The organism is Nocardioides exalbidus, from assembly GCF_900105585.1.
Classification (GTDB): Bacteria; Actinomycetota; Actinomycetes; order Propionibacteriales; family Nocardioidaceae; genus Nocardioides; species Nocardioides exalbidus.
In genome coordinates this window covers 3,473,499-3,498,713 of record NZ_FNRT01000002.1, presented here as the reverse complement: position 1 = coordinate 3,498,713, position 25,215 = coordinate 3,473,499, and the positions used below count along the sequence as shown (strand labels likewise).

At 72.9% G+C, this 25,215-nt stretch carries 22 protein-coding genes and 1 pseudogene; 15 read left to right on the top strand and 8 right to left on the bottom strand.

From position 1 onward, the window contains the following. Positions 1-3: 3 nt before the first annotated feature. Together BLV76_RS17090 and BLV76_RS22650 are read left to right on the top strand one after the other, a co-directional pair. Positions 4-1,665, top strand: a complete 1,662-nt coding sequence (locus BLV76_RS17090; protein WP_090970545.1) for an acyl-CoA dehydrogenase family protein — start codon at positions 4-6, stop codon at positions 1,663-1,665. A gap of 119 nt (positions 1,666-1,784) precedes the next feature. Further along, complete coding sequence (locus tag BLV76_RS22650) at positions 1,785-2,102, top strand: hypothetical protein (protein ID WP_090970544.1); 318 nt, start codon at positions 1,785-1,787, stop codon at positions 2,100-2,102. 46 nt (positions 2,103-2,148) lie between these two features. Here BLV76_RS22650 and pgm read toward each other — a convergent pair whose 3' ends face one another. Then, on the bottom strand, positions 2,149-3,792 hold the full coding sequence (gene pgm / locus BLV76_RS17080; protein ID WP_090972869.1) for a phosphoglucomutase (alpha-D-glucose-1,6-bisphosphate-dependent): 1,644 nt from the start codon (positions 3,790-3,792) through the stop codon (positions 2,149-2,151). A gap of 115 nt (positions 3,793-3,907) precedes the next feature. Between pgm and BLV76_RS17075 the strand changes: the two genes are divergently transcribed. From BLV76_RS17075 to BLV76_RS17060, 4 genes are read left to right on the top strand one after another with little or no spacing between them, the layout of a single operon-like run. After that, complete coding sequence (locus BLV76_RS17075; protein ID WP_090970542.1) at positions 3,908-4,264, top strand: YciI family protein; 357 nt, start codon at positions 3,908-3,910, stop codon at positions 4,262-4,264. After that, the gene (locus BLV76_RS17070) at positions 4,261-4,620 is read left to right on the top strand and encodes a YciI family protein (protein ID WP_090970541.1); all 360 of its coding nucleotides are present in this window, start codon (positions 4,261-4,263) and stop codon (positions 4,618-4,620) included. Before BLV76_RS17075 ends, BLV76_RS17070 begins: the two co-directional genes overlap by 4 nt. A gap of 42 nt (positions 4,621-4,662) precedes the next feature. Next, positions 4,663-5,019: a YciI family protein gene (locus tag BLV76_RS17065; RefSeq protein ID WP_090970540.1), complete on the top strand. Its 357-nt coding sequence runs from the start codon at positions 4,663-4,665 to the stop codon at positions 5,017-5,019. A 47-nt stretch (positions 5,020-5,066) separates the two neighbouring features. After that, a complete protein-coding gene (locus tag BLV76_RS17060; protein WP_245734722.1) occupies positions 5,067-6,248 on the top strand; it encodes an RNA polymerase sigma factor in 1,182 nt (393 codons plus the stop codon). A 66-nt stretch (positions 6,249-6,314) separates the two neighbouring features. On the opposite strand, the gene glgC is transcribed toward BLV76_RS17060, so the two are convergent. After that, positions 6,315-7,568, bottom strand: coding sequence for a glucose-1-phosphate adenylyltransferase (gene glgC, locus BLV76_RS17055; RefSeq protein ID WP_090970537.1), 1,254 nt, complete (start codon positions 7,566-7,568; stop codon positions 6,315-6,317). 73 nt (positions 7,569-7,641) lie between these two features. On the opposite strand from glgC, the gene glgA reads away from it, so the two are divergent. After that, a complete protein-coding gene (gene glgA, locus BLV76_RS17050) occupies positions 7,642-8,829 on the top strand; it encodes a glycogen synthase (RefSeq protein ID WP_090970535.1) in 1,188 nt (395 codons plus the stop codon). Between the two features lie 142 nt (positions 8,830-8,971). Here glgA and BLV76_RS17045 read toward each other — a convergent pair whose 3' ends face one another. Continuing rightward, positions 8,972-10,342 (bottom strand): cation:dicarboxylate symporter family transporter, encoded by a 1,371-nt coding sequence (locus BLV76_RS17045; RefSeq protein WP_090970534.1) that lies wholly within the window; start codon positions 10,340-10,342, stop codon positions 8,972-8,974. A 161-nt stretch (positions 10,343-10,503) separates the two neighbouring features. On the opposite strand from BLV76_RS17045, the gene BLV76_RS17040 reads away from it, so the two are divergent. Both BLV76_RS17040 and BLV76_RS17035 read left to right on the top strand, forming a co-directional pair. Further along, positions 10,504-12,099, top strand: a complete 1,596-nt coding sequence (locus BLV76_RS17040; RefSeq protein ID WP_245734721.1) for a sensor histidine kinase — start codon at positions 10,504-10,506, stop codon at positions 12,097-12,099. Next, positions 12,096-12,797, top strand: coding sequence for a response regulator (locus BLV76_RS17035; protein ID WP_090970530.1), 702 nt, complete (start codon positions 12,096-12,098; stop codon positions 12,795-12,797). The genes BLV76_RS17040 and BLV76_RS17035 overlap by 4 nt, the downstream gene beginning before the upstream one ends. Here the strand turns inward: BLV76_RS17035 and BLV76_RS17030 are convergent. Continuing rightward, complete coding sequence (locus BLV76_RS17030; protein ID WP_090970528.1) at positions 12,790-14,226, bottom strand: glycine hydroxymethyltransferase; 1,437 nt, start codon at positions 14,224-14,226, stop codon at positions 12,790-12,792. The genes BLV76_RS17035 and BLV76_RS17030 overlap by 8 nt on opposite strands. Positions 14,227-14,590: 364 nt before the next feature. Between BLV76_RS17030 and BLV76_RS17025 the strand changes: the two genes are divergently transcribed. The 4 genes from BLV76_RS17025 (at position 14,591) to BLV76_RS17010 (ending at position 18,036) form a co-directional block, all read left to right on the top strand. Beyond that, a complete protein-coding gene (locus BLV76_RS17025) occupies positions 14,591-16,309 on the top strand; it encodes a nitrite/sulfite reductase (RefSeq protein ID WP_090970526.1) in 1,719 nt (572 codons plus the stop codon). Continuing rightward, on the top strand, positions 16,306-16,464 hold the full coding sequence (locus tag BLV76_RS17020) for an eL43 family ribosomal protein (RefSeq protein ID WP_090970524.1): 159 nt from the start codon (positions 16,306-16,308) through the stop codon (positions 16,462-16,464). The genes BLV76_RS17025 and BLV76_RS17020 overlap by 4 nt, the downstream gene beginning before the upstream one ends. Continuing rightward, a complete protein-coding gene (locus tag BLV76_RS17015) occupies positions 16,461-17,204 on the top strand; it encodes a phosphoadenylyl-sulfate reductase (RefSeq protein ID WP_090970522.1) in 744 nt (247 codons plus the stop codon). Before BLV76_RS17020 ends, BLV76_RS17015 begins: the two co-directional genes overlap by 4 nt. 88 nt (positions 17,205-17,292) lie before the next feature. Continuing rightward, positions 17,293-18,036 carry a sirohydrochlorin chelatase gene (locus tag BLV76_RS17010; RefSeq protein ID WP_090970521.1) on the top strand — a complete coding sequence of 248 codons (744 nt, stop codon included), beginning with the start codon at positions 17,293-17,295 and terminating at the stop codon, positions 18,034-18,036. On the opposite strand, the gene BLV76_RS23470 is transcribed toward BLV76_RS17010, so the two are convergent. From BLV76_RS23470 to BLV76_RS17000, 3 genes and pseudogenes are all read right to left on the bottom strand, one after another. Further along, positions 18,037-18,144, bottom strand: a complete 108-nt coding sequence (locus BLV76_RS23470; protein WP_217630500.1) for a DNA alkylation repair protein — start codon at positions 18,142-18,144, stop codon at positions 18,037-18,039. A 109-nt stretch (positions 18,145-18,253) separates the two neighbouring features. Beyond that, a pseudogene (locus BLV76_RS23465) lies at positions 18,254-18,652 on the bottom strand (DNA alkylation repair protein); the annotation flags it as partial. 97 nt (positions 18,653-18,749) lie between these two features. Further along, positions 18,750-19,832 (bottom strand): class I SAM-dependent methyltransferase, encoded by a 1,083-nt coding sequence (locus tag BLV76_RS17000; RefSeq protein WP_175539716.1) that lies wholly within the window; start codon positions 19,830-19,832, stop codon positions 18,750-18,752. 115 nt (positions 19,833-19,947) lie between these two features. Here BLV76_RS17000 and BLV76_RS16995 point away from each other — a divergent pair, with 115 nt between their 5' ends. Together BLV76_RS16995 and BLV76_RS23185 are read left to right on the top strand one after the other, a co-directional pair. Beyond that, positions 19,948-21,807 carry an alpha/beta hydrolase gene (locus BLV76_RS16995; protein ID WP_245734719.1) on the top strand — a complete coding sequence of 620 codons (1,860 nt, stop codon included), beginning with the start codon at positions 19,948-19,950 and terminating at the stop codon, positions 21,805-21,807. Next, positions 21,735-22,061: a glycosyltransferase gene (locus BLV76_RS23185; RefSeq protein WP_245734718.1), complete on the top strand. Its 327-nt coding sequence runs from the start codon at positions 21,735-21,737 to the stop codon at positions 22,059-22,061. Before BLV76_RS16995 ends, BLV76_RS23185 begins: the two co-directional genes overlap by 73 nt. Here BLV76_RS23185 and BLV76_RS16990 read toward each other — a convergent pair. Further along, complete coding sequence (locus BLV76_RS16990) at positions 21,998-25,207, bottom strand: ATP-binding protein (protein ID WP_090970519.1); 3,210 nt, start codon at positions 25,205-25,207, stop codon at positions 21,998-22,000. The genes BLV76_RS23185 and BLV76_RS16990 overlap by 64 nt on opposite strands. Between the last annotated feature and the right edge of the window lie 8 nt (positions 25,208-25,215).

Below are 25,215 nucleotides of genomic sequence, written 5' to 3'. Positions count from 1 at the left end.
TGCATGAGCGATCTCGTCCCGGGCCTGCGCGCGGCCACCAACCAGCCCCCGCCGCTGGTCGGCCACAACGTCGTCACCGCCGACCTCGCGCTCACGGACGCGCTCGTGCGACACGGCTCGCCGGAGCTGGTCGACGACCTCGCCCCGCTGGGAGAGGAGGCCGGCACCGAGGAGGCCCGCGAGCACGGGATGCTCGCCAACCGCCACCACCCGGAGCTGACGCCCTACGACCGCTTCGGCAACCGGGTCGACGAGGTCGAGTTCCACCCGTCGTGGCACTGGCTGATGGAGCGCGCCGTGGGGCACGGCCTCCAGGCGGCCCCCTGGGAGCAGCAGGAGTCGGGCGCCGAGCACGCACACCTGCGCCGCGCGGCCGGCTTCTTCGCCTGGTCGCAGACCGAGCCCGGGCACGGCTGCCCGATCTCGATGACGTACGCCGCCGTGCCGGCGCTGCGGGCCGACGACGCGATCGCCAAGGAGTGGGCGCCGCTGCTGGCCGCGCGGTCCTACGACCCCGGCGTCCGGGTGCGCTCGGCCAAGACGGGCGCGCTGGCGGGCATGGGCATGACCGAGAAGCAGGGCGGCTCCGACGTGCGCGCCAACGTCACGAGCGCCCGCCCGACGGCCGAGGACGGGTGGTACGCGCTGCACGGCCACAAGTGGTTCACCTCGGCGCCGATGAACGACGTGTTCCTCGTCCTCGCCCAGGCCGACGGCGGGATGACCTGCTTCCTGGTCCCCCGCGTCCTCGACGACGGCACCCGCAACCGGATCGACGTGGTGCGGCTCAAGGACAAGCTCGGCAACCGGTCCAACGCCTCGGGCGAGCTCGAGCTCGACGGCACCCTCGCCCAGCGGCTCGGCGACGAGGGCCGCGGTGTGCGCACGATCATCGAGATGGTCGCCGCGACGCGTCTCGACTGCGTGCTCGGCTCCGCCGCGCTGATGCGCCACGCGCTGGCCGAGGCGTCGTGGCACGTCGCGCACCGCTCGGCCTTCGGCGGGCTGCTCGTCGACAAGCCGCTCATGCAGAACGTCGTCGCCGACCTCGCCGTCGAGTCCGAGGCCGCCACCGCGCTCGCGATGCGGCTGGCCTCGGCGGTCGACCGGCCCGACGACGCCCACGAGGTCGCGCTGCGCCGGATCGCGCTGCCGCTCGCGAAGTTCTGGGTGTGCAAGCGGACGCCCGCGATGGTGGCCGAGGCGCTGGAGTGCCTCGGCGGCAACGGCTACGTCGAGGAGTCCGGGCTGCCCCTCATGTTCCGCGAGTCGCCGCTCAACTCGATCTGGGAGGGCTCGGGCAACGTCAACGCGCTCGACGTGCTGCGGGCGCTGGGGCGCGAGCCCGAGGTGCTGCAGGCCTGGATCAGCGAGGTCGGCGCGGCGCGCGGTGGCGACAGCCGGCTCGATCGGGCCGTCGACGACACCCTCGCCCTCCTGGGCGACTCGATGGGCGACTCCGGTGCGCTCGAGTCGGGCGCGCGGCGGCTCGCCGGCCAGATGGCCGCGTGCCTCCAGGGTTCCCTCCTCGTGCGCTTCGCGCCGGCCGAGGTCGCGGACGCCTTCTGCGGCAGCCGGCTCGGGACGGCGTACGCCGGCACGTTCGGGATGCTGACCAGCGGCTCGCTCCGCGAGGTGGTCCAGCGGGCGACGCCGACCACCTGAGGGGATGTGGCCCACTTGGGCCATGCAGAAATGACCTATCAGTCAGGGAATCACCAACCCGCCCCGCCGCGCGCGACGACCTGCCTAGGGTCGGGCCGACCCCAGGAGGAGGACTCCCTGTGCCCCAGTCCAGCACGCTGTTCACCGTCGGCACCCTGCTGCGCCACGCGCAGGACGCCGCCACCCCGGTGCGGGTGCTCGTCTCGGGGGTCTGGCTCGACGGCGTGATCGTGGGCGCGGACGGGCTCGGCGTGATCCTCGACGACGGCAACAGCCACCAGGTGCTGGTGCGCCTCGACTCGATCGTGGCGGTGAGCTTCTCGCGTGCGGCGATCGACGGTGACGAGGAGCCCGACGACGCCGACGACGCGGCACGCGCGCACTGGGGCGCCGAGCGGACGCCGATCGAGGCCGGCCCGGTCAGCCGCCCCCACTGACCACGAGCCCGATCAGCCCAGCATCCCGATCAACCCAGCACCCCGATCAACCCAGCGCCGCGCTCACGACCTCGCGCGCCTCGGCCTGCACCTCGGCGAGGTGGTCGGGACCGCGGAACGACTCGGCGTAGATCTTGTAGACGTCCTCGGTGCCGCTGGGGCGCGCGGCGAACCACGCCGAGTCGGTGGTGACCTTCAGGCCGCCGATCTTCGCGCCGTTGCCGGGCGCCTCGGTCAGCTTGCCGGTGATCTCCTCCCCCGCCAGCGTGGTCGCGGAGACGTCGTCCGGCGAGAGCGCGCCGAGCTTGGCCTTCTCCTCGCGCGTGGCCGGGGCGTCGATCCGGGCGTACGCCGGGTCGCCGTGCGCCGCGACCAGGTCGGCGTAGTGCTGGCTGGGGGTCTTCCCCGTCGAGGCGAGGATCTCGCTGGCCAGCAGTGCCAGGAGGATGCCGTCCTTGTCGGTCGTCCAGCTCGAGCCGTCGCGGCGCAGGAACGACGCGCCGGCCGACTCCTCGCCGCCGAAGCCGAACGAACCGTCCATCAGGCCGGGCACGAACCACTTGAAGCCGACGGGCACCTCGACGAGGGGCTTGCCGATCGACGCGGCCACCCGGTCGATCATCGAGCTCGACACGAGCGTCTTGCCGATGCGCGCGGTGTCGGGCCAGCCCGGGCGGGCGCCGCCGAAGAGGTAGCCGATCGCGACCGCGAGGAAGTGGTTGGGGTTCATCAGGCCGGCGTCGGGCGTGACGATGCCGTGGCGGTCGGAGTCCGCGTCGTTGCCCGTGGCGATGGCGTAGTCGTCCTTGCGGCTGACCAGCGACGCCATGGCGTAGGGCGAGGAGCAGTCCATCCGGATCTTGCCGTCCCAGTCGAGCGTCATGAAGCGCCACGTCGGGTCGACCAGCGGGTTGACGACCGTCAGGTCGAGGCGGTGCCGCTCGGCGATCTCGCCCCAGTAGGCCACGCTCGCGCCGCCCAGCGGGTCGGCGCCGATCCGCACGCCCGCGTCACGGATCGCGTCGAGGTCGAGCACCGACGGCAGGTCGTCGACGTAGGTCCCAAGGAAGTCGTAGGAGCCGACCTCCGCGCGTGCCTTCGCGAACGCCACCCGCTTCACGCCCTCGATGTTGCCGCGGATCAGCTCGTTGGCGCGCGCCGCGATCACGCTGGTCGCGTCGGAGTCGGCCGGACCGCCGTGGGGAGGGTTGTACTTGAAGCCGCCGTCCTGCGGCGGGTTGTGCGACGGGGTGACCACGATGCCGTCGGCGAGGCCCGCACCGGTCGTACGCCCCTGGTTGGCGCGGATGATCGCGTGGCTGACCGCAGGGGTGGGCGTGAATCCGTCGCGGTCGTCGACCAGCACGGTGACGTCGTTGGCGACGAGCACCTCGAGCGCGGTCGCCCACGCAGGCTCGGAGAGCGCATGGGTGTCGCGGCCGATGAAGAGCGGGCCGTCGTAGCCCTGGTCGCGGCGGTAGTCGCAGATCGCCTGCGTCGTCGCCGCGATGTGGACCTCGTTGAAGGAGGTGTTCAGCGACGTGCCGCGGTGCCCGCTGGTGCCGAAGGCGACCTGCTGCGCGACATCGTCCGGGTCGGGCTGGAGGTCGAAGTAGGCCGTGACGAGGTGGGACACGTCCACCAGGTCCTCGGGGAGGGCGGGCTGTCCGGCTCGTGCGTGGGTGGCCATGGTCACCATCTTGGTGGGTCCGGCAAGCCACGTCGAGAAACCTCCCGGGCAGGTGTCGAATCGGGCAGGCTGGGGCCGTCAGAGGGGTGAGCCCACACCGAGAGGACTGACTGACATGACCGACTACATCGTGCTGCTGTTCGGCGACACCGAGGCGTGGTGGGACACGCCCGGGGAGGAGAAGAAGGCGACCTACGCCGTCCACGAGGAGTTCACCGCCGAGCTCGGCAGGCGCGGCCACGTGGTCACCGGCGGCGCGGAGCTGCCGCGGGCGTCCGAGGCGAGGTCGCTCGCCCCGCACTCGACGACCGTGACCGACGGCCCGTGGACCGAGACCACCGAGCAGCTCGGCGGCTACTACGAGGTGAGCACCGACGACCTCGACGACCTGATGCAGGTCTGCACGATCCTGTCCGCGACGGGCGACGCGGTGCAGGTGCACCGCAAGATCACGGGCGAGGAGGCCTCGTGAGCCGCTTCGTCATCCTCATCGCCTACGGGGAGTCCGACTGGGACGAGGCGAGCGAGGAGACCCGCGACTACTACTTCGCGGCCCACGACGCGTTCTCGGCCTACGTCGGCGAGCACGGCACCGACCACGGGTCGGCGGCCCTGGCCGGGACCGAGCACGCGACGACGGTCCGCCGGGCCGGCCGGGACCGCGACGGCGAGGTCCTGGTGACCACCGGGCCGTTCGCGGAGACCGCCGAGCACGTCGGCGGCTACTACGACGTGGAGCTGCCCGACCTCGACCACGCGATCGAGGCCGCGAGCCTGCTGCCGTCGTCGTACTCCGTCGAGATCCGGCCGACCATCAGCATCACCTGAGCGACCACCCATGGACTTTCCGGACCCACGAAGGAGCCCGACATGAAGTACCTGGTGCTGCTGATCGGCGACGGCGCCGAGAAGCCGTGGCCCGAGCAGACCGAGGACGAGCAGATGGCCGCGATGGCGAAGTTCGGTGAGTTCAGCGCCGCCTGCGAGGCGCGGGCCGGCGTCGAGCTCATCGCCGGGGAGGCGCTCGGCGACTCGAGCGACGCGACCGTCATGCGAACCGTCGGTGGGAAGGTGCAGCTGAGCGACGGCCCCTACGCCGAGGTCATCGAGGGGATGGGCGGCTTCTACCTGCTGGAGGCGCCCGACCTCGACGTGGTCGTCGAGCTTCTGCAGGTGCTGCCGCGCTACGACATCCAGATCAACCCGACCGTGGACGTGACGTCCTGAGCCAGCAGGAGCTCGAGCTCGTCGTGCGGCAGGAGTGGGGCCGTCTCGTGGCCCTGCTCCTGTCGCAGTTCCGTCGGCTCGACCTCGTCGAGGACGCCCTCGGCGACGCCGTCGAGGCGGCCAGCCGCACGTGGCCCGACGACGGCGTGCCCGCCAACCCGGCCGGGTGGCTGATGACCGCCGCCCGTCGCCGGGTGCTCGACCGGCTCCGCACCGAGGACGTCGCCCGGCGCAAGCTGCCGCTCCTCCTCACCGACGCCGAACGCCACCAGGAAGGCGTGTCCACCATGGCCGACAGCGGCACCCTCGTCGAGGACGACGTCCTCCGCCTGGTGCTGATGTGCGCCCACCCGGCGCTGGCGCCCGAGTCGGCCAGCGCGCTCAGCCTGCGGCTCGTGCTGGGCGTCCCGACGCCCGACATCGCGCGGTTGTTCCTGGTGCCCGAGCCGACGATGGCCGCTCGCATCACCCGCGCCAAGAAGCGCATCGTCGGCGCCGGCATCCCCTTCGCCGTGCCCGACGCCTCGGTGCTACCCGATCGGCTCGACGTCGTCGCCCAGACCGCCTATCTCGCCTTCACTGCCGGCTACTCCCCCGGCACCGGTCCCGACCTGCTCCGCGCCGACCTGTCCGGCGAGGCGATCCGGCTGGTCCGCGTGGTGCTCGGCCTGCGTCCCGACGAGCCGTCGCTGGTCGCGCTGCTGGCCCTGGTGCTGCTCCAGCACTCCCGCCGTGACGCACGGGTCCACGACGGCAGGCTGGTGCTCCTCGCCGACCAGGACCGCACCCGCTGGCACCACGACGAGGTCGCCGAGGCGACGCGGCTGCTCCGCAGGCCGAGCCTCGCCGGTCCACTGACCCCGCTCGCGGCGTCCTACGTCGTCCAGGCGCGGATCGCGGCCGAGCACGCCACCGCACCGACGGCCGCCGACACGCGCTGGGACCGCATCGTCGAGCTGTACGACGTCCTGCTCCAGGTCGCGCCGTCTCCCTCCGCGCGGCTCGCGAGGGCGGTCGCGGTCGCCGAGGACCGTGGCACCGCCGTCGGGCTCGACGCGCTCGAGGGACTCGAGATCCCCGACAGCCACCGCCCCGCCGCCGTCCGGGCCGAGCTGCTCGCCCGCGCGGGAGACGTCGACGCGGCGCGGGCGGCGTACGACCAGGCGATCGCGGCGTGCCGCAACGACGTGGAGCGGAGCTTCCTCGAGGGCCGGCGCGCCTCGCTGTAGCCCTCGGGACCCAGCCCTCGGGACCCAGCCCTCGGGACCCAGCCCTCGGGACCCAGCCCTCGGGGCTCAGCCCTCGGGGACGGGCTGCTGCTTGGCGAGCACCGTGAGGCCGTCGTCGACGACGAAGCCGCGGGCCTTGTCGGCCTCGTGGTCGACGCCGATCTGCACGCCCGGCGGGATCACCACGCCCTTGTCGATGATCGCGTTGCGCACGATCGCGCCCTCACCGACCCGCACGCCGTCCATGAGCACGGAGTCGGAGACCTCGGCGCCGTCCTTGACCCACACCGCAGGCGACAGCACGGAGTGGTTGACGGTGCCGCCGCTCACGACCGTGCCGGGCGAGAGGATCGAGTTGAACGTCGAGCCGGGAGCGCCGTTGGCGCCCTCGACCAGCTTGGCCGGCGGGTGCGGGCCGTAACTGGTGTAGATCGGCCAGGCGTTGTTGTAGAGGTTGAAGACCGGGAGCGGCGAGACGAGGTCCATGTGGGCGTCGTAGTAGGAGCGCATCGTGCCGACGTCGCGCCAGTAGCCGCGGTCGCGGTCGGTGGAACCCGGGACCTCGTTGTCCTTGTAGTCGTAGACCGCCGACTCCGACTTGTCGACGAACCACGGCACGATGTCACCGCCCATGTCGTGCTTGGAGCCCTCGATCTCGGCGTCACGGGTCACCGCGTCGCGGAGCGCGTCGGCGGTGAAGACGTAGTTGCCCATGCTCGCCAGCACCTGGTCGGGGGCGTCCGGCAGCCCGACCGGGTCGGTCGGCTTCTCCAGGAAGGCCCGGATCTTCTGCGGCGCGCCCGGGTCGACCTCGATCACGCCGAACTGGTCGGCGAGGCTGATCGGCTGGCGGATCGCGGCGACCGTGCACCCGGCGCCCGAGGCGACGTGGTCGTCGACCATCTGCGCGAAGTCCATCCGGTAGACGTGGTCGGCGCCCACGACGACGACGATGTCGGGCTGCTCGTCGGTGAGCAGGTTGAGCGACTGGTAGATCGCGTCGGCGCTCCCGGCGTACCACCGCTTGCCGACGCGCTGCTGGGCGGGCACCGGGGTGACGTAGTTGCCGAGCAGGTTCGACATCCGCCAGGTGGTGGTGACGTGCCGGTCGAGGCTGTGCGACTTGTACTGCGTCAGCACGACCACCTTGAGGTAGCCGGAGTTGACGACGTTGGACAGCGCGAAGTCGATCAGGCGGTAGATGCCGCCGAACGGCACGGCGGGCTTGGCGCGGTCGGCCGTCAACGGCATCAGCCTCTTGCCCTCTCCTCCCGCCAGGACGACTGCGAGGACCTTCTTGCGGCTCGGCGTGACGGTCATGACATGAAACTAGCCGTCGCCGACCACCCGGGTCGACCTCCCCAGAGGTCTTGATCCGGTCTAGGTTCGGGGCATGCGCATCGACGTCCTGAGCAAGGAGTACCCACCGGAGGTCTACGGCGGCGCGGGGGTGCACGTCGCGGAGCTGGTCCGCGCGCTGCGCGTGGTTCCCGACGTCGACGCCCGGGTCCGCTGCTTCGGGGCGCCGCGCTCGGAGCCCGGCACGACGGCGTACGCCGAGCCGTCCTCGCTCTCCGGCGCCAACGCGGCGATCCGCACGCTCGGCGTCGACCTGGCGATGGTCGACGACTGCGCGGGCGCCGACGTGGTCCACTCGCACACCTGGTACGCCAACATGGCCGGCCACCTCGCGGGGCTGATGCACGGCATCCCGCACGTCGTCAGCGCGCACTCGCTGGAGCCGATGCGGCCGTGGAAGGCCGAGCAGCTTGGCGGCGGCTACGCCCTGTCGAGCTGGGCCGAGCGGACGGCCTACGAGGGAGCCTCCGGGATCATCGCGGTCAGCGCGGCGATGCGCGACGACGTGCTGCGCAGCTATCCGTCCGTCGACGCCGACCGCGTCCACGTCGTGCACAACGGCATCGACACCACCCAGTGGTCGCCGGCGCCGAACCCCGACCGGGTCCGCGAGCTCGGCGTCGACCCCGACCGGCCGAGCGTGATCTTCGTCGGCCGGATCACCCGCCAGAAGGGGCTGCCGCTGTTCCTGCGTGCGGCCGCCGCGCTGCCGCCGGAGGTGCAGCTCGTGCTCTGCGCCGGCGCGCCCGACACCCCGGAGATCGAGGCGGAGGTGCGCGGGCTCGTCGAGGACCTGGCGGCCACCCGCTCGGGTGTCGTCTGGATCGCCGAGATGCTCCACCGCCCCGACGTCGTGGCCCTGCTGACCGCGGCCACCGTCTTCGCCTGCCCGTCGATCTACGAGCCGCTCGGCATCGTGAACCTCGAGGCGATGGCGTGCGAGACCGCCGTCGTCGCGACCGCCACCGGCGGCATCCCCGAGGTCGTCGTGCACGGCGAGACCGGCTGGCTGGTCCCCATCGAGCAGGCCACCGACGGCACCGGCACGCCCCTCGACCCCGAGCAGTACGTCGCCGACCTCGCCGCCGCGCTCACCGACGCGGTCAGCGACCCCGACCGGGCCCGTGCCTTCGGCGAGGCCGGCCGCCGGCGGGCCGAGGAGTCCTTCAGCTGGGGCTCGATCGCCACCCGCACGCTCGACCTCTACCGCTCGCTGGCCTGAGCGTCGTACCTCCCCGTCACCCGCGCTACCGAACAGTGGAGGGGTTCCCAGGGCTCCCGGAGCCCCCGACTGTTCGGTAACCCTGGCGACCACGCAACGGCGCCCCCGGGAACGGGTCCCGGGGGCGCTGCTGGTGGTCGGGTCAGTGGGCCGAGGCGGCCTCGCGCTGGGCGGGCGGGGCACCGTGGTCGTCGTCGACCATCGTCGACTCGTCGAACGGGTCGTCCCCGGCGAGCACCCGGTCGAGCTTCTCGCGGTCCATGGTGCCGGTCCAGTGGCCGACGAGGATCGTGGCGACCGAGTTGCCGGCGAAGTTGGTGACCGCGCGGGCCTCGGACATGAAGCGGTCGATGCCGACGATGAGGCCGACGCCGTCGAGGAGCTCGGGACGGTGGGAGGACAGGCCGCCGGCGAGGGTGGCCAGGCCGGCGCCGGTCACACCGGCGGCACCCTTCGAGGCGATCACCATGAAGAGCAGGAGCGAGACCTGCTCGCCGATCGACAGCGGCTTGTCGAGGGCGTCGGCGATGAAGATCGACGCCATCGTCAGGTAGATCGCGGTGCCGTCGAGGTTGAAGGAGTAACCCGTCGGGACGACGACGCCGACCGTGGTCTTGTCGACTCCCGCGTGGTTCATCTTGGCGATCAGGCGCGGCAGGGCCGACTCCGACGACGACGTCGACACGATCAGGAGGAACTCGCGGCCGAGGTACTTCAGCAGGCTGAGGATGTTCACGCCCGTGGCCAGCTTGAGGATCGCGCCCAGGATGCCGAAGACGAACACGAAGCAGGTGATGTAGAAGGCGACCATGATCGTGAAGAGGCTCTTGAGGGCGTCGACGCCGGTCTCGCCGACGACGGCGGCGATGGCGGCGAAGGCGCCGACCGGGGCGGCCCACATGATCATCGCGAGGACCCGGAAGACGAGGCGCTGGATGTGCCCGATGCCGGTCAGGATCGGCTCGCCCGAGCGGCCCATCGCCTGCAGCGCGAAGCCGACGAGCAGCGCGACGAGCAGCGTCTGGAGCACCTCGCCGGAGGTGAGGGACGACAGGAGCGAGTCCGGGACGATGCCGGTGATGAACTCGGTCGTCGAGCCGTGGCCCTCCGCGGCCTGCTCCTGGCCGATACCGGCGGTCTCCTCGGAGAGGTGGAGGCCCTTGCCCGGGTCGAGCAGGTTGCCGACGACCATGCCGATCGCGAGGGCGACGGTCGACATCGTCAGGAAGTACGCCAGTGCGAGCCCGCCGACCTTGCCGACGCTCGCCGCGCTGCGGACCGAGCCGACCCCCAGGACCAGGGTGCAGAAGATGACCGGCTGGATCATCATCTTGATCAGCGCCACGAACGTGGTGCCGATCCACTTGAGCCCGACCGCGAAGTCCGGGACGACCAGGCCGACGATGGCTCCGAGCACCACCGCGGCGATCACCGCGATGTAGAGGTAGTGGGTGCGGTCGCGCCTGACCTTCGGCGCGTCTCCGTCCGGTACGACGTCGGGGGTGGTGCTCATGCTGTCCTCCTGGGGCTCGGGGCTGGGCTCCGGGTGCCAGCGATCGCCGGCCCGTCCGCCAGACTGTCGGCTCCTGTGACGCCAGTCACCGTTGTGTGCGTTGTGTTCGCCGTCACAGGCGTCCGTCACACGGGGTCCGACGGTGCGGCACAATGCGCCCCATGAGGCGACGCACCGACGGCGAGAGCCCGGTCGCCCGCCAGATCCTGCTCCTGCAGGTCGGTGTCGTGCTCGTCCTGGTGGTGGTCGCGGTGGCCCTCGCGGCCTGGGACTCGCGCCGCGACCTCCGCTCCGCCGCCCGTGACCAGGCCAGCGCCGTCGCGCGCTCGGTGGCCGACTCCCCCTTCGTCCGCGAGGAGGTGCAGTCCGCGGACCCGACGGCGGCGCTGCAGCCGTTCGCGGAGGAGGTCCGCGTCGACACCGACACCGACTTCGTCGTGATCATGGACCGCGACCGGATCCGCTGGACCCACCCCGACACCTCGCAGATCGGCGGCCGCTTCGTCGGCGGTATCGGTGACGCGCTCGACGGACGGGTCTTCACCGAGGAGTACGCCGGCACGCTCGGGCCGTCGGTCCGCGCGGTCGTGCCGGTCGTGGTCGGCGGCCGGGTGGTCGCGCTGGTCGCCGTCGGCATCACCGTCGACCGCATCGACGAGCGCCTCCGCGAGGACCTCCCCGGCATCGCCCTCGCCGCCCTCGCCACGCTCCTCGCCGGGCTGACGGGTGCCTGGCTGATCGCCCGTCGGCTCCGTCGCCAGACCCACGGGATGGGCGAGCGCGAGATCACCCGGATGTACGAGTACTACCGCGCCGTCCTCGGCGCCGTCCGCGAGGGGCTGCTGCTCGTCGACTCCGACCTGCGGGTACAGCTGGTCAACGACGAGGCCGTCCGCCTGCTCGCGCTGCCGACACCCGTCGAGGGCAGGTCCCTGGCCGAGCTCGGTCTCCCGCCCGGCCTGGTCGCCGCGGTCGAGCGACGCTCGGCGGCCGCCGACCAGACCTACGTCATGGGCCAGCAGGTCCTCGTCTTCAGCACCTCACCGGCGTACTGGCGACAGGCCGAGGTCGGCGCCGTCGTCACCGTCCGCGACCGCACCGAGCTCCAGGCCGTGACCGGCGAGCTCGACCTCGTCCGCGGGCTCACCGAGTCGCTGCGCGCGCAGAGCCACGAGGCCGCCAACCGCCTCCACACGATCGTGTCGCTCGTCGAGATGGGCCGGCCCGAGCAGGCCGTCGAGTTCGCCACGTCCGAGCTGCACGTCGCCCAGGGCTTCGCCGACGAGCTCGTCGCCGCTGTCGAGGAGCCGGTGCTCGCCGCACTGCTGCTCGGCAAGACCGCGCAGGCCGCGGAGCGCGGCATCGCGCTCGACCTCGAGGGCGACCTGCCGGCCGACCTGCCCGTCGACTCCCGCGACCTCGTGACCATCGTCGGCAACCTCGTCGACAACGCCTTCGACGCCGTCGCCGGCACCCGTGCGACGCGGCCCCAGCGCGTCCGGGTCGTGCTCCACGGCGACCACGACCACCTGCGCATCGAGGTCGACGACTCCGGTCCGGGGATCCCCGCAGAGGACCGCGGCCACGTCCTCGACCGCGGCTGGTCGAGCAAGGCCGACGAGGGACGCGGCCTGGGGCTCGCGATCGTCACGCAGGTCGTCTCGGGCCACGGCGGCACGCTCGAGGTCACCGACTCGGACCTCGGCGGTGCCCGCTTCGTGCTCGACGTCGCCGTCGACCGGGAGGTGCCGGCGTGAGCGACGTACGGGTCCTGGTGGTCGAGGACGAGGAGGTCGCCGCCGAGGCGCACGCGACCTACGTGGGCCGCGTCCCCGGCTTCGAGCTGGCCGGCGTCGCCCGCTCCGCCGGCGAGGCGTTCCGGCTGCTGCGCCGCGACGACACCATCGAGCTCCTGCTGCTCGACATGCACCTGCCCGACGGCCACGGCCTCGGCCTGCTCCAGCGCGTGCGCGCCGAGGGGCGCCCCGTCGACGTGATCGCGGTGACGTCGGCCCGCGACACCGAGGTCGTGCGTCGCGCGGTCTCGCAGGGCGTGGTGCTCTACCTCCTGAAGCCGTTCACGTTCGCGGCCTTCCGGGGCAAGCTCGAGCAGTACGCCGACTTCCGCACGCGGCTGGAGAGCTCACCCGCCGGCGTGGTGCAGGACGACGTCGACCAGCTCTTCGGCGCGCTGCGCAGCCGGCCCACGGGCGACGCGCTGCCCAAGGGGATGAGCCTGGACTCGCTGCGGTCCGTCGTCGACGCGCTGCGCAGCAGCCCCGAGGGCCTCTCCGCCACCGAGGCCGGAGCGGCCATCGGCGTCTCGCGGGTCACCGCGCGGCGCTACCTCGAGCACCTCGCCGACGAGGGCCGGGTCGCCCGGCAGCCGCGCTACGGCGGCACCGGACGCCCCGAGGTCGGCTACGTGTGGGAGAGCCCCGACCCCGTCAGCTGAGGACGAGACCCGGGTAGAGCGGGTGGGCGTCGAGCATCTCGGCCGACTGCTTCGTGACGCGGTCGGCGACGCCGTCGTTCAGGACGTAGGTCGCCTTGCTGGGCGCGCCGGCCTTGTTGGTGCCGGCCTCGGTGTTGGTCAGCACGTCGACCACGAGCTCGGCCACCGTGTCGAACTCGTCGTGGCCGAAGCCGCGCGAGGTGAGCGCCGGAGTGCCGAACCGGATGCCGGAGGTGTACCAGGCGCCGTTGGGGTCGGAGGGGACCGAGTTGCGGTTCGTGACGACGCCCGCGTCGAGCAGCGCCGACTCGGCCTGGCGGCCGGTGAGGCCGAAGGACGACACGTCGAGCAGCACGATGTGGTTGTCAGTGCCGCCGGTGACGAGCTTCGCGCCGCGGGTCAGGAAGCCCTCGGCGAGCGACTTCGCGTTGTCGGCGACGCGCTGGGCGTAGCCCTGGAACTCCGGCGTGCGGGCCTCGGCGAATGCGACGGCCTTGGCGGCCATCACGTGGCTGAGCGGGCCGCCGAGGACCATCGGGCAGCCGCGGTCGACGCTGGGGGCGTACTCCTCGGTGGCGAGGATGAAGCCGCCGCGGGGGCCGCGGAGCGACTTGTGCGACGTGCTGGTCACGACGTGGGCGTAGGGGACCGGGTTCTCCTCGCCGGTGAACACCTTGCCCGCCACGAGGCCGGCGAAGTGCGCCATGTCGACCATGAGCGTCGCGCCGACCTCGTCGGCGATCTCACGCATCGTGGCGAAGTTGACCCGGCGCGGGTAGGCCGAGTAGCCCGCGACCAGGATGAGCGGCTTGAACTCCTTGGCCTTCGCGCGCAGCGCGTCGTAGTCGAGGAGACCGGTCTCGGGGTCGGTGCCGTACTGGTTCTGGTGGAACATCTTGCCGGAGATGTTCGGCCGGAAGCCGTGGGTGAGGTGGCCACCGGCGTCGAGGCTCATGCCGAGCAGGCGCTGGTTGCCGAGGGAGGCGCGCAGCTTCTCCCAGTCGGCCTCGGACAGGTCGTTCATGTTCTTCACGCCCGCGTCGCTGAGCCACGGGCCCTCGACGCGGTGCGCCAGGATCGACCAGTACGCCACCAGGTTGGCGTCGATGCCCGAGTGCGGCTGCACGTAGGCGTACTCAGCGCCGAACAGCTCGCGCGCGTGCTCGGCGGCGATCGACTCGACGGTGTCGACGTTCTGGCAGCCGGCGTAGAAGCGGTGGCCGATCGTGCCCTCGGCGTACTTGTCGCTGAACCAGGTGCCCATGGTCATCAGCACGGCCGGCGAGGCGTAGTTCTCCGACGCGATCAGCTTGAGCGACGCCCGCTGGTCCGCGAGCTCCTGCCGGGTCGCATCTGCGATCCGGGGCTCCACGGAGGCGATGACCTCGAGGGCCTGGGAGTACGCGCTGCTGATGAGGGAGTCCGTCATGCGGCACAGACTAGGGCCGCGGGGCGGTCTCGGGAACGGCGGCACGCGATCGTGGACGCATCGCCGGGAGTGTGACCTGGACCGCACCCGACCCCTCCGTCCCGCGTCGCCGATCCTTGCCGTCTCACATTCTGGCGCGCCGTCTCAGATAACAAGATTTCGGCTTGTGGAACGGGTGTCCAACCCCTGAGACTTCTTGACATGGTCAACGCTTCCACCCACGCACACCTTGTGGTTCGACGTCACGTCGACCTCATGCGCGTGGGCAGCGCGACCTGTTGGCATCGCTGACGCCGCCCCTCACCCCCCACTCCCGCGCTCAACGTCGCGCGCGGCACCACTCAGCGAACAGGACTCTCCTGACATGCCCGACCTCCGGTTCAAGCCCCAGGCTGCCCAGAACACCGAGATCCCGCGCCCCAAGCGCGCGGAGGGTCAGTGGGCCCTCGGCTACACCGAGCCGCTCAACAAGAACGAGCAGTCCAAGAAGGACGACGACCCGCTCAACGTGCGGGACCGCATCCTCTACACCTACTCGCGCCGCGGCTTCGACTCGATCGACCCCGCCGACCTGCGTGGCCGCTTCCGCTGGATGGGTCTCTACACCCAGCGCGCGCCCGGGTTCGACGGCGGCAAGACCGCCCAGCTCGAGGAGGAGGAGCTCGACGACCGCTTCTTCATGATGCGCGTGCGCACAGACGGCGCGATCCTCGACGGCCCGGCCCTGCGTGCGCTGGGCGAGGTGTCGTCGGCGTACGCCCGCAACACCGCCGACATCACCGACCGCAACAACATCCAGTACCACTGGATCGAGATCGAGAGCGTCCCGGCGATCTGGGAGCGGCTCGAGGCGGTCGGCCTCACCACGCTCGAGGCGTGCGGCGACAGCCCGCGCCCCTTCCTCGGCTCGCCCGTCGCCGGCATCGCCAAGGACGAGATCATCGACGGCTCCGAGGCGCTCGCGGAGATCAAGCGCCGCATCCTCGGCAACCCCGACTTCTCCAACCTGCCGCGCAAGTTCAAGACTGCGCTCACCGGTCACCCGAGCCACGACGTGGCCCCCGAGGTCAACGACGTCGCCTTCGTCGGCACCGTCCACCCCGAGCACGGTCCGGGCTTCGACCTCTGGGTCGGCGGTGGGCTCTCCACCAACCCGATGCTCGCCCACAAGCTCGGTGTGTGGATCCCGCTCGACGAGGTCGCCGACGCCTGGGAGGGCGTGGCCGGCGTCTTCCGCGACTACGGCTACCGCCGCCTGCGCTCCAAGGCCCGCCTGAAGTTCCTGCTCGCCGACTGGGGCAAGGAGAAGTTCCGCGAGGTCCTGGAGAACGAGTACCTCCACCGCGCACTGGTCGACAACCCGTCCCCCGAGTCGCCCGTGCGCCCCGGTGACCACATCGGCATCCACGAGCAGAAGGACGGCAACGCCTACGTCGGCGCCGCCCCGGTCGTGGGCCGCATCGACGGCACCACGCTGTCGGGCCTCGCCGACCTCGTCGAGAAGTACGGCGCCGCGGGCGCCCGCCTGACGGCGTACCAGAAGCTGGTCGTCATCGGCGTGCCGGCCGGCGAGGCCGAGGCCTTCGCCGACGACCTCGAGACGATCGGGCTCACCGCGCGGCCGAGCAACTGGCGCCGCTCGACCATGGCCTGCACCGGCATCGAGTTCTGCAAGCTGGCCATCGTCGACACCAAGGAGCGCGCGCGCTCGCTGGTCTCGGAGCTGGAGAAGCGCTTCCCCGAGCTCGACACCGACATCTCGGTGAACGTCAACGGCTGCCCCAACGCCTGCGCACGCACCCAGGTCGCCGACATCGGCCTCAAGGGCCAGCTCGTCATGGACGCCGACGGCCGGCAGGTCGAGGGCTTCCAGGTGCACCTCGGCGGCGGCCTCGCGCTCGGCGCCAACTTCGGCCGCAAGCTGCGCGCCCACAAGGTCACCAGCGCCGGCCTCGACGACTACGTCACCTCCGTGGTCCAGGCCTACCTCGACGACCGCGAGCCCGGCGAGCGCTTCGCTCCCTGGGTCGCGCGGGCCGACGAGAAGCTCCTCCGCGGCGAGCCCGAGCCGGCTCTCGCATGAGCGAGCGCGCGCAGCCCTTCCACTGCCCCTACTGCGGGGACGAGAACCTGTTCCCCCGCGAGGGTTCGGGCGCGTGGGAGTGCCGCTCGTGCCTGCGCAGCTTCACCGTCCAGATGACCGGGATGATCCCCCACCCAGGAGGGCCCACCGCATGAGTCTCTCCACGCAGGCCGCCCGCGACTTCAAGGGCACGCACACCGCCGGTCGTACGCCGGAGGAGCTGCGCGAGCTGGTCTCCCACGTCGGCGCCGAGCTCGAGCTCGCCCCGGCCGAGGTGATCATCGAGTGGGCCGTCGCCACGTTCGGCGAGCGGTTCGCGATCACCTCGTCGATGGGCGACGCGGTCCTGGCCCACCTGGCCTCCACGGTCGCGCCGGGGATCGACGTGATCTTCCTCGACACCGGCTACCACTTCATCGAGACCATCGGCACGCGCGACGCCGTCGAGGCGACGCTGCCGGTCAACCTGCGCACCGTCAGCACCTCGCTGACGGTCGCCGAGCAGGACGAGCAGTACGGCAAGGACCTCTACAAGACCGATCCCGACCTGTGCTGCGCGCTCCGCAAGGTGAAGCCGCTCAACGACACGCTCAGCCAGTACGACGCCTGGGCCACCGGCCTGCGCCGCGCCGAGACCCACAACCGGGTGATCGCGCCGGTCATCGGCTGGGACGCCCGCAAGGGCAAGGTCAAGGTCTCCCCGCTGGCCCGCTGGAGCGACGAGCAGATCGACACCTACATCGTCGAGAACGGCGTCCTGGTGAACCCGCTCGTCCACGACGGCTATCCCAGCATCGGCTGCTGGCCGTGCACGCGCCGCGTCGCCCCGGGCGACGACCCGCGCAGCGGGCGATGGGCCGGCACCACCAAGACCGAGTGCGGCATCCACGCATGACACTCCACGAGCTTCTCGGAACACGCGACACCGTCGTCGCACCCCCCACCCAGCACCACCGCACGACACATGATCGGAGGCACCCCTGATGGCTGCTCCTGCTCTGGTTGCCCTGGCCCACGGAAGCCGGGACCCGCGTTCCGCCGCGACGATCAAGTCGCTCGTCGCCGAGGTGAAGGGCATGCGCCCCGACCTCCGCGTCGAGACGGCGTTCCTCGACCTCTCCAAGCCGACGTTCGACACGGTCGTCGACCGGCTGGTGAAGGCCGGCTTCGACGAGATCGTCGTCGTGCCCCTCCTGCTCACCGAGGCCTACCACGCCAAGGTCGACGTCCCCGAGGCGATCGCCTCCGCCATGGCCCGCCACGAGGGCGTGCGGATCCAGGCCAGCCGGATCCTCGGCATGGAGGCGGCGTTCCTCGAGGTGCTCGACGTCCGCCTGCGCGACGCGCTCAAGGAGGCCCGCGTCCGTGAGCTCGACGCGCTCGTCCTGGCGGCCGCCGGCTCCTCGGACCCGCTGGCCAACCAGTCGGTCGCGCGCATCGCCCGCACCTGGGGCACCCGCCACAAGCTGCCCGTGACCGCCGCGTTCGCCTCGGCCGCTCCCCCGGCCACCGGTGAGGCCGTGCGCGCGTTCCGCGCCGAGGGCAAGCGCCACGTCGCCGTCGCGTCGTTCTTCCTCGCGCCGGGCCGGCTGCCCGACCGGGCTGGCGAGCTCGCGATCGAGGCCGGCGCCGTCGCGGTCTCCGACCCGCTGGGTGCCCACCCCGCGGTCGCCCGGGCGATCCTGGCTCGCTACGCCGTCGGCGCGGTGGAGCTCGTCCCGGTCTGATCAGAGGTGCTTGAGCGCCTCCCTGCGAGAGAGGCCGCTCAGCCGGTCGGCGTGGGTCTCGACGAAGGTCCGGACCCACGCCGCGTCCGCGCGCGCGTGCTGCCGCAGCGCCCAGCCGAGCGCCTTGCGGACGAAGAACTCCGTGCCGAATCGCCGTGTCGTCGAGGTTGGCCACGAGCACCCGCTCGAGCAGGTCGGTGTCGGTCTCCTCGCCGTGCCGCAGCTGCGCGATCATCGCCGTGCGCCGGACCCACATCGACTCCGCGTCGTCGGCCCACCCGTCCATCACCGGTGTCACGACCGGGCGGTGGTCCAGGAGCACCTGCCCGACGAGGTGGCTGGCGACCTCGTCGACCACGTCCCACCAGGCCCCCGTCCGCACCAGGTGCTCGAGCAGTGGCAGCAGGTCGGGGTCCAGCCAGTAGTGGTACGACCGGTGGCGCAGCAGCGCGATCGCGGCGTACCACTCCTCGCGGTGCGTCACGTCGTCCCAGAGCTCGACGACCGCGTCCTCCCACTGGGCGCGGTCGATGAACCGGTGCTCGGCCAGGATCGGCCGGAGGAGTGCCCTGAGCTCGGGTGCGGAGAGGCCGGCGTAGGGCAGTGACGACTTCATGTAGGCCTGCTGCCGGGCGGCCGTGGCCGGGTCCCCGGCGCCTGCCAGGACCGCCCGCACCGCGCCGACGTACGTCATGCGCGGAGTCTCCCACCCGTCAGGGGCGCGCCTCGTAGACGTGGTTGAACGGCGTCTGGGCGACCTTGCGGAAGCGGGTGAACCCGGCGTCGGTGACGACCTGCCGGATCGCGGCCTCACCGGCCTGCGCACCCAGCGCGTAGCCGCCGGGCTGCGAGACCGCGTTGGGCACGCACAGGAAGGTGGAGAACCCGTAGAAGACCCGCCCGACCGGGTTGAGGTTGTCCGCCACCGAGTCGCCGGCGGCCGGCTCCACGATCATCCAGGTGCCGTCGGGCGCGAGCGAGCCACGCACGTGCCGGGCCGCGCCGAGCGGGTCGCCCATGTCGTGCAGGCAGTCGAAGGTCGTGACCAGGTCCAGGTCGTGCTCGGCGAGCTCCTGCGCGCCGGCGACGTCGAAGCGCACCCGAGCCGCGACGCCCGCGTCCTCCGCCCGCTGCCGCGCCGACTCGATCGAGCCCCGGTGGTAGTCGGACCCCACGAACGTGCTGTGCGGGAAGGCCTCGGCCATCAGCACTGTCGAGGCGCCGTGACCGCAGCCGAGGTCGGCGACGCGCGCGCCACGCTCGAGCCGGGCGGCGACCCCGTCGAGCGCGGGGATCCACTCGGGCAGCAGGTGCATGAGGTATCCCGGGCGGAAGAAGCGCTCGCAGCCGGTGAAGACGTCCTCGTCGTGCTCGTGCCAGCCGTAGCCGGCGCCGGTGCGGAACGCGTGCTCGATCTCCGGCAGCGCCTTGAGCGCGCCCAGTGCGAGCTCGAACGCACCCGGCAGGAACACCGGACCGGACGGGTCGGTCAGCGCGAAGGCCTTCTCGGGCGTCATCGCATAGGTCCCGGTGGCGGCGTCGTGCTCGACGTAGCCGCCGGCGGCCTGCCCGCGCAGCCACTCCTCGACGTAGCGCGGGTCGGTGCCGGTCGCCTCCGCGAGCGACCGGGCGTCACCCGGCTGCTGGGCGAGCGCGCGGTAGAGGCCGAGGCGCTCGCCGAGCAGCACGTTGCCGGCGCCCATCGTCGCGCCGAGGTCGCCGACGAAGGTGCCGACGAACGCCATGAGCGTGTCCATGTCGATCGCGGGTGCGGGCGTTTGTTCGGTGGTGGTCATCTGGGTCTCCCTCTCCGAGGCATCCCGGGTGGATGCTGACCTCGGAGACGATGCGCGGAGGTGGTTGCGCGGCGATTGCAACCGCCCTGCAACCTCCGGGGACGAGGGTGAGGTCATGCGAGCACGGGAGCCGGACAGCGAGGGTCAGGTCGACGTAGACGGCGTGCGCTTGGCGTGGGAGTCCTTCAACGACACGGCAGCGACCACGGTCCTGTTCGTCCCCATCGACACGTGCGTCCACAGCGGGGCCTGGAAGGGACAGGTCCCCTACCTGGCCCAGCACTTCCGGGTCGTCACCGTCGACCCGCCCGGCAACGGCCGGTCGGGGCGCGCGCTCGACCCGGAGGCGTACGCCGACCTCGCGATGGTCGAGCACACCCTGTCGGTGATGGACCACCTCGGCGTGGAGCGGGCCGTCCTCGTCGGCATCTGCGTCAGCGCGTGGCAGGCGCTGCTCACCGCGGCCCTGCACCCCGACCGGGTGCTCGGCGTGGCCGCCGTGGCGCCGTGGGCGCGGGACAGCACCTCGCCCTACCCGGTCCGGCTCGAGGCCGCCCTGCGCTTCGAGGAGGAGCTGGACGACTACTCCGGGTGGATGGGCAACAACCGGCACTACCTGCCCGAGCACTGGCCGGACTACGCCGAGTTCTTCTTCGGCCAGATGCTTCCCGAGCCGCACTCGACCAAGCAGCTCGAGGACGTCGTCGGCTTCACCCGCCAGACCACCGGCGACGTGATCCTGGCCGAGCACGCGGCGTCCCGCTTCCCCGACACCACCGAGGAGGCCGAGGCCCTGCTCCGCGGCATCACCGCGCCCGTGCTCGTCGTGACGGGGACCGCGGACCTGTGCCAGCCACCCGGACGGGCCGAGAGCATCGTGGCGTGGACCGGAGCCGAGCGCCTCGTGCTCGACAGAGCCGGTCACCTGCCGATGGCCCGGCAGCCGGTGCTCGTCAACCGTGCGATCAAGTCGCTGGTGGACCGCGCCGTCGGCGTGCCCGTCGTGCCGCGTCCGCGACGCGACGGCAGGCGTCGCCCACGACTGCTCTACCTCTCCTCCCCCATCGGGCTGGGCCACGTCCGTCGCGACCTCGCGATCGCCGACGCGATGCGGGAGATGCACCCGGACCTCGAGGTGCAGTGGCTCACCCAGTCCCCGGTCGCCGGCTTCCTCGAGCACCGCGGTGAGGTCGTGCATCCCGCGTCGCGGCTGCTGGCCAGCGAGTCCGGACACTTCGAGGCCGAGTGCGGCGAGCACGACCTGCACGCCTTCGACGCCGTGCGCCGGATGGACGAGGTGCTGGTCAACAACTTCATGGTCTTCGACGACCTCGTCGAGCGCGAGCGCTTCGACCTCTGGGTGGGCGACGAGGCGTGGGACCTCGACCACTTCCTCCACGAGCACCCGTCGCTGAAGCGGGCGCCCTTCGTGTGGATGACCGACTTCGTCGGCTGGGTGCCGATGTCCGACGGGGGCGAGCGGGAGGCGTTCCTCACCGCCGACTACAACGCGGAGATGGTCGAGCACGTCGCGGACTCACCCGGGCGCGCGACCGTGCGGTGTTCGTCGGCGACCCGGCCGACGTGGTCGACCTGTCCCTGGGTCCCGGCCTCCCGTCCGCGCGGTCGTGGACGGAGCAGCACTTCGACTTCGCCGGCTACGTCATGGGCAGGCGCCCGGACCCGGCCCGCCGCGACGAGCTGCGCGAGCGGCTCGGCTACGGTCCGGACGACGTGGTGTGCCTCGTCTCCGTCGGTGGCTCGGGAGTGGGCCACCACCTGCTGCGCCGCGCGGTCGCGGCCCACACCCCGACGGCGGCACGGGTGCCGGGCCTGCGGATGGTCGTGGTCGCCGGCCCGCGGATCGACCCGCGCTCGCTCGACCTGCCGGACGGCGTGGAGGTGCACGGCTTCCTCCCGGACCTCGACCTCCACCACGCGGCGTGCGACGTCGCCCTCGTCCAGGGCGGGCTGAGCACGACGATGGAGCTGACGGCGGCCGGGCGCCCGTTCGTCTACGTCCCGCTGGAGCACCACTTCGAGCAGCAGGTGCACGTGCGCCACCGGCTGGAGCGGCACCGGGCGGGCCGGGCACTGGCGTACGCCGACACGACTCCCGAGCGGCTCGCCGACGAGCTGGTCGCCGCGCTCGGGCAGCGCCTCGACTACCTCCCGGTGCCGTCGGACGGCGCGGAGCGCGCGGCCCGGATGGTGCTCGACGTGCTCTGACCCGGCGATCCCGAGGCAGCCTCGACCCGCGCGCGCACCGCCGGCCACAGCTCCGAGGTCGCCGCGCGCAGCGGTGCCACGAGCCGGTCCGCCTCCTCCTCGTCGCCCCGGCGCCGCGCGGCACCCGCGAGCAGGAGGTACGCGTCCGCACCGAGCACCCAGGCCGCACCGGGCGGGCAGTCGACGCGGTCGAGGGCCTCGGTCGCCTCGCGGGTGCTCTCACCGGTCATCGCCGCCAGGGTCGCCGCGCACAGCAGCCGCCCGGGTCGGGCCGTGCCGCTCCGCGCGGCGAGCCCGGCCCGCGCCACGGCGACGGCCTCGTCGTGGTCGCCGGTCTCGACGAGGGTGGCGGCGAGCAGCCCGGCCGCCCACGAGTGCCACCAGGGGTGGTCCACCGCCGACGTCGCCTCGACCGCGGCCCGACCCAGCCTCCGTGCCTCGTCGAGGTCGCCCTCGAGCCGCAGCAGCCACGCCTGGTAGGACGTCAGCCAGCCCGCGTAGGCCGGGAACCCGCTGCGCCGGTTCAGCTCGAGTGCCTCCGCCAGCCGCTCGCGCGCGACGGCCCAGTCGTCGTGCGCGGCGGGGACGAAGGCGGACTCGAACACCACCCACTGGTGCAGCCACGGGTCGGGGTGCTCGGCCAGCAGCGGGTGGATCTGCTCGATCGCGGACGCGAGTCGTGGTGCGTCGCCGAGGTACCACGCCACCGTCTTCGACCCGTCGAGCGCCAGCAGCAGCGCCTCGTGCGAGCCCGCGGCCCGGGCGCGGTCGATGGCCCGCTCGGCGCGGCCACGCGCCTCGCTCAGCTGGAGGCGGCTGGCCTCGAGCACGGACAGGCGGCACGCGAAGTCGGCCTCGGCACGCCGGTCGCCGAGTGTGGCCGCGAGCTGCAGGCCGTCCTCCAGTGCGCCGCCGATCTCGTCGGGCCCGAGCTGGGCACCGATGGCCGCGTCCCCGCCCCGCGCCCGCAGCGCAGCGAGCTCGAGACGTCGCTCGCCACTGGCGCGCGCCCAGGCCAGGGCCGCGTCCACGTCCTGGATGGCGGCCGTCCAGCTCGTGCGGGCCTCGTGCACCCGGGCGCGCACCAGCAGTGCCCGCGCGCGGGTGTCGGCGGCGATCGACGGGACCGCCAGGCAGCGCTCGACGAGGTCGCGGGCGTCCTCGACCGCGGCGCTGAGGAGGGCCGCCTCCCCGGCCAGGAGCCAGCCGCGCGCCGCGCGGGTGTCGTCGCCGACGGCGTGGGCGTGGCCGGCCATCACCTCGGGCCGGTCGGCGGTGAGGTCGGCGGCGCGGCGGTGGTAGGCAGCGGCCACCGCCTCCGGCAGGCCGGCGTACACGCACTCCTGGAGCAGGTCGTTGGCGAACTCGTAGACCGCTCCGCTGCGCGCGAAGAGCCCGGCGAGGACGAGCTCCTCGCCATGCCGGGTCGCGCCGACCTCGGACGTCTCCGTCAGGGCACCGAGCAGGCGCGGGTCGAGCCGCCGCCGGAGGACGGCACCGGCCTCGACCACCGCGCGCGCCCCCGGTCCGAGCCGGTCGACGCGGGCACGCACGCCGGCGGCCAGCGACGCAGGCACACCGACCTCGCCGCCCCGGAGGGCGCGCAGGCTCTCGACGACGCTGAGCGTGTGGCCGGCGGTGCGGGCCATGACCTGCTCCCCGACCGAGGGCAGGCCGGCGGCCACCGCGAGCTCCTCGACCGCGCCGGCCGGGAGCGGCCCGAGCCGGAGCAGGCTCACCCGGTCGCCGAGCCGCTCCGCCACCGACGGGTCCTCGCTGCGGACGGCGCCCACGAGCAGCACCCGCGTGCCGCCGAGCCGGCCGGCCAGGTGGCCGAGCAGGTCGACCGTCGCGGCACCTGCGTCCTGCAGGTCGTCGAGCACGAGCACCACGGGTCGCGTGCCGGAGAGCCGGCGCAGCGCGGCGACCACGGCGTCGTACGTCGCCCGGCGGTGCAGGTCGTGGTCGAGGGGCGGGGCGGGCGACCCCCGGACGACCTGGGCGAGGTCGGGCAGCAGCGCGACCCACGCTGCCTCGTGACCGTGGACGACGGCCAGCAGCGCGTCGGGCCGCAGCCCGGACAGGAGCGGGCGGAGGGCGTCGACGTAGGGCTGCAGGAACAGCGACCTCTCCGCCGGGTGGCAGCGGCCGCGCAGGACCTGGCCGCCGGTGGCCGCGCACGACGCGGCCACCGCCTCGAGCAGCCCGGTCTTGCCGATGCCCCCCTCGCCGACGACCAGCACGACGCCGGCCCGCCCGTCGCCGGCCACCGCCGAGCGCCAGGCGTCCCGCAGCACCACCAGCTCCGGCTCGCGACCGACGAGCGCCGGCGGGTCGGCCGGCCCACGGGGCGCCGCGCTCACCGCGGCCTCCGGCACCGGGTCCACCTCGCGGAGCAGGGCGAGGTGGAGGTCGGCCGTCGCCCGGGACGGGTCCGTGCCGAGCTCGTCGCGCAGTGCGTCGACGAGGGCGTCGTACGCCACCAGCGCTGCGGCGGCGCGGCCGTCCGCGGCGAGGGCCTGCATGTGGTCGCGCGCCGCGCGCTCGTCGAAACGGTCGGCCGCGACGCCGTCGGCGGCGATCGACACCGCCCGTCCGGGGTCGAGGGCCAGCAGCGCGACCACGCGGTGGTGGCGCGCCTCACGGCGGAGGCCGTCTGCCTCGCGCCGCACCTGCAGGACCCAGTCGGCCTCGCCCTCGTCCGCCAGGGCGGGGCCGGGACCGAGCAGGTCGAGGGCGGCGGCCGCGGACGCCTCCGCGAGCGCGTGCTCACCGCTCCCGAGGCGGGTGCCGGCCTCCGCGGCCAGCTGCGAGGCCTCGGTCAGGTCGAGCGTCCAGGTGCCGCCGAGGCGGTAGGAGCCGGGCGTGCCGAGCAGGAGGTCGGGTCCCAGCACCGGCCCCAGCGTGCGCCGCGCCCGGCTCACCAGGGTCGCCACGTTGGCCGCCGGGTCGGCGGGCACCGCCTCCGGCCAGAGCGCCTCCACGAGGCGGTCCGTCGACGCCGCGCCTCCCGAGGCCGCCAGGACCGCGAGGAGCGTGCGAGCCTTCCGGCTGCCCAGGTCCCCGCCCGCGAGCGAGCGTCCGGCGGCCTCCACGACCAGGGCGGAGGACAGCCGGAACCGGACGACCTCGCCGGGCGGGCTCACCCGAGGAG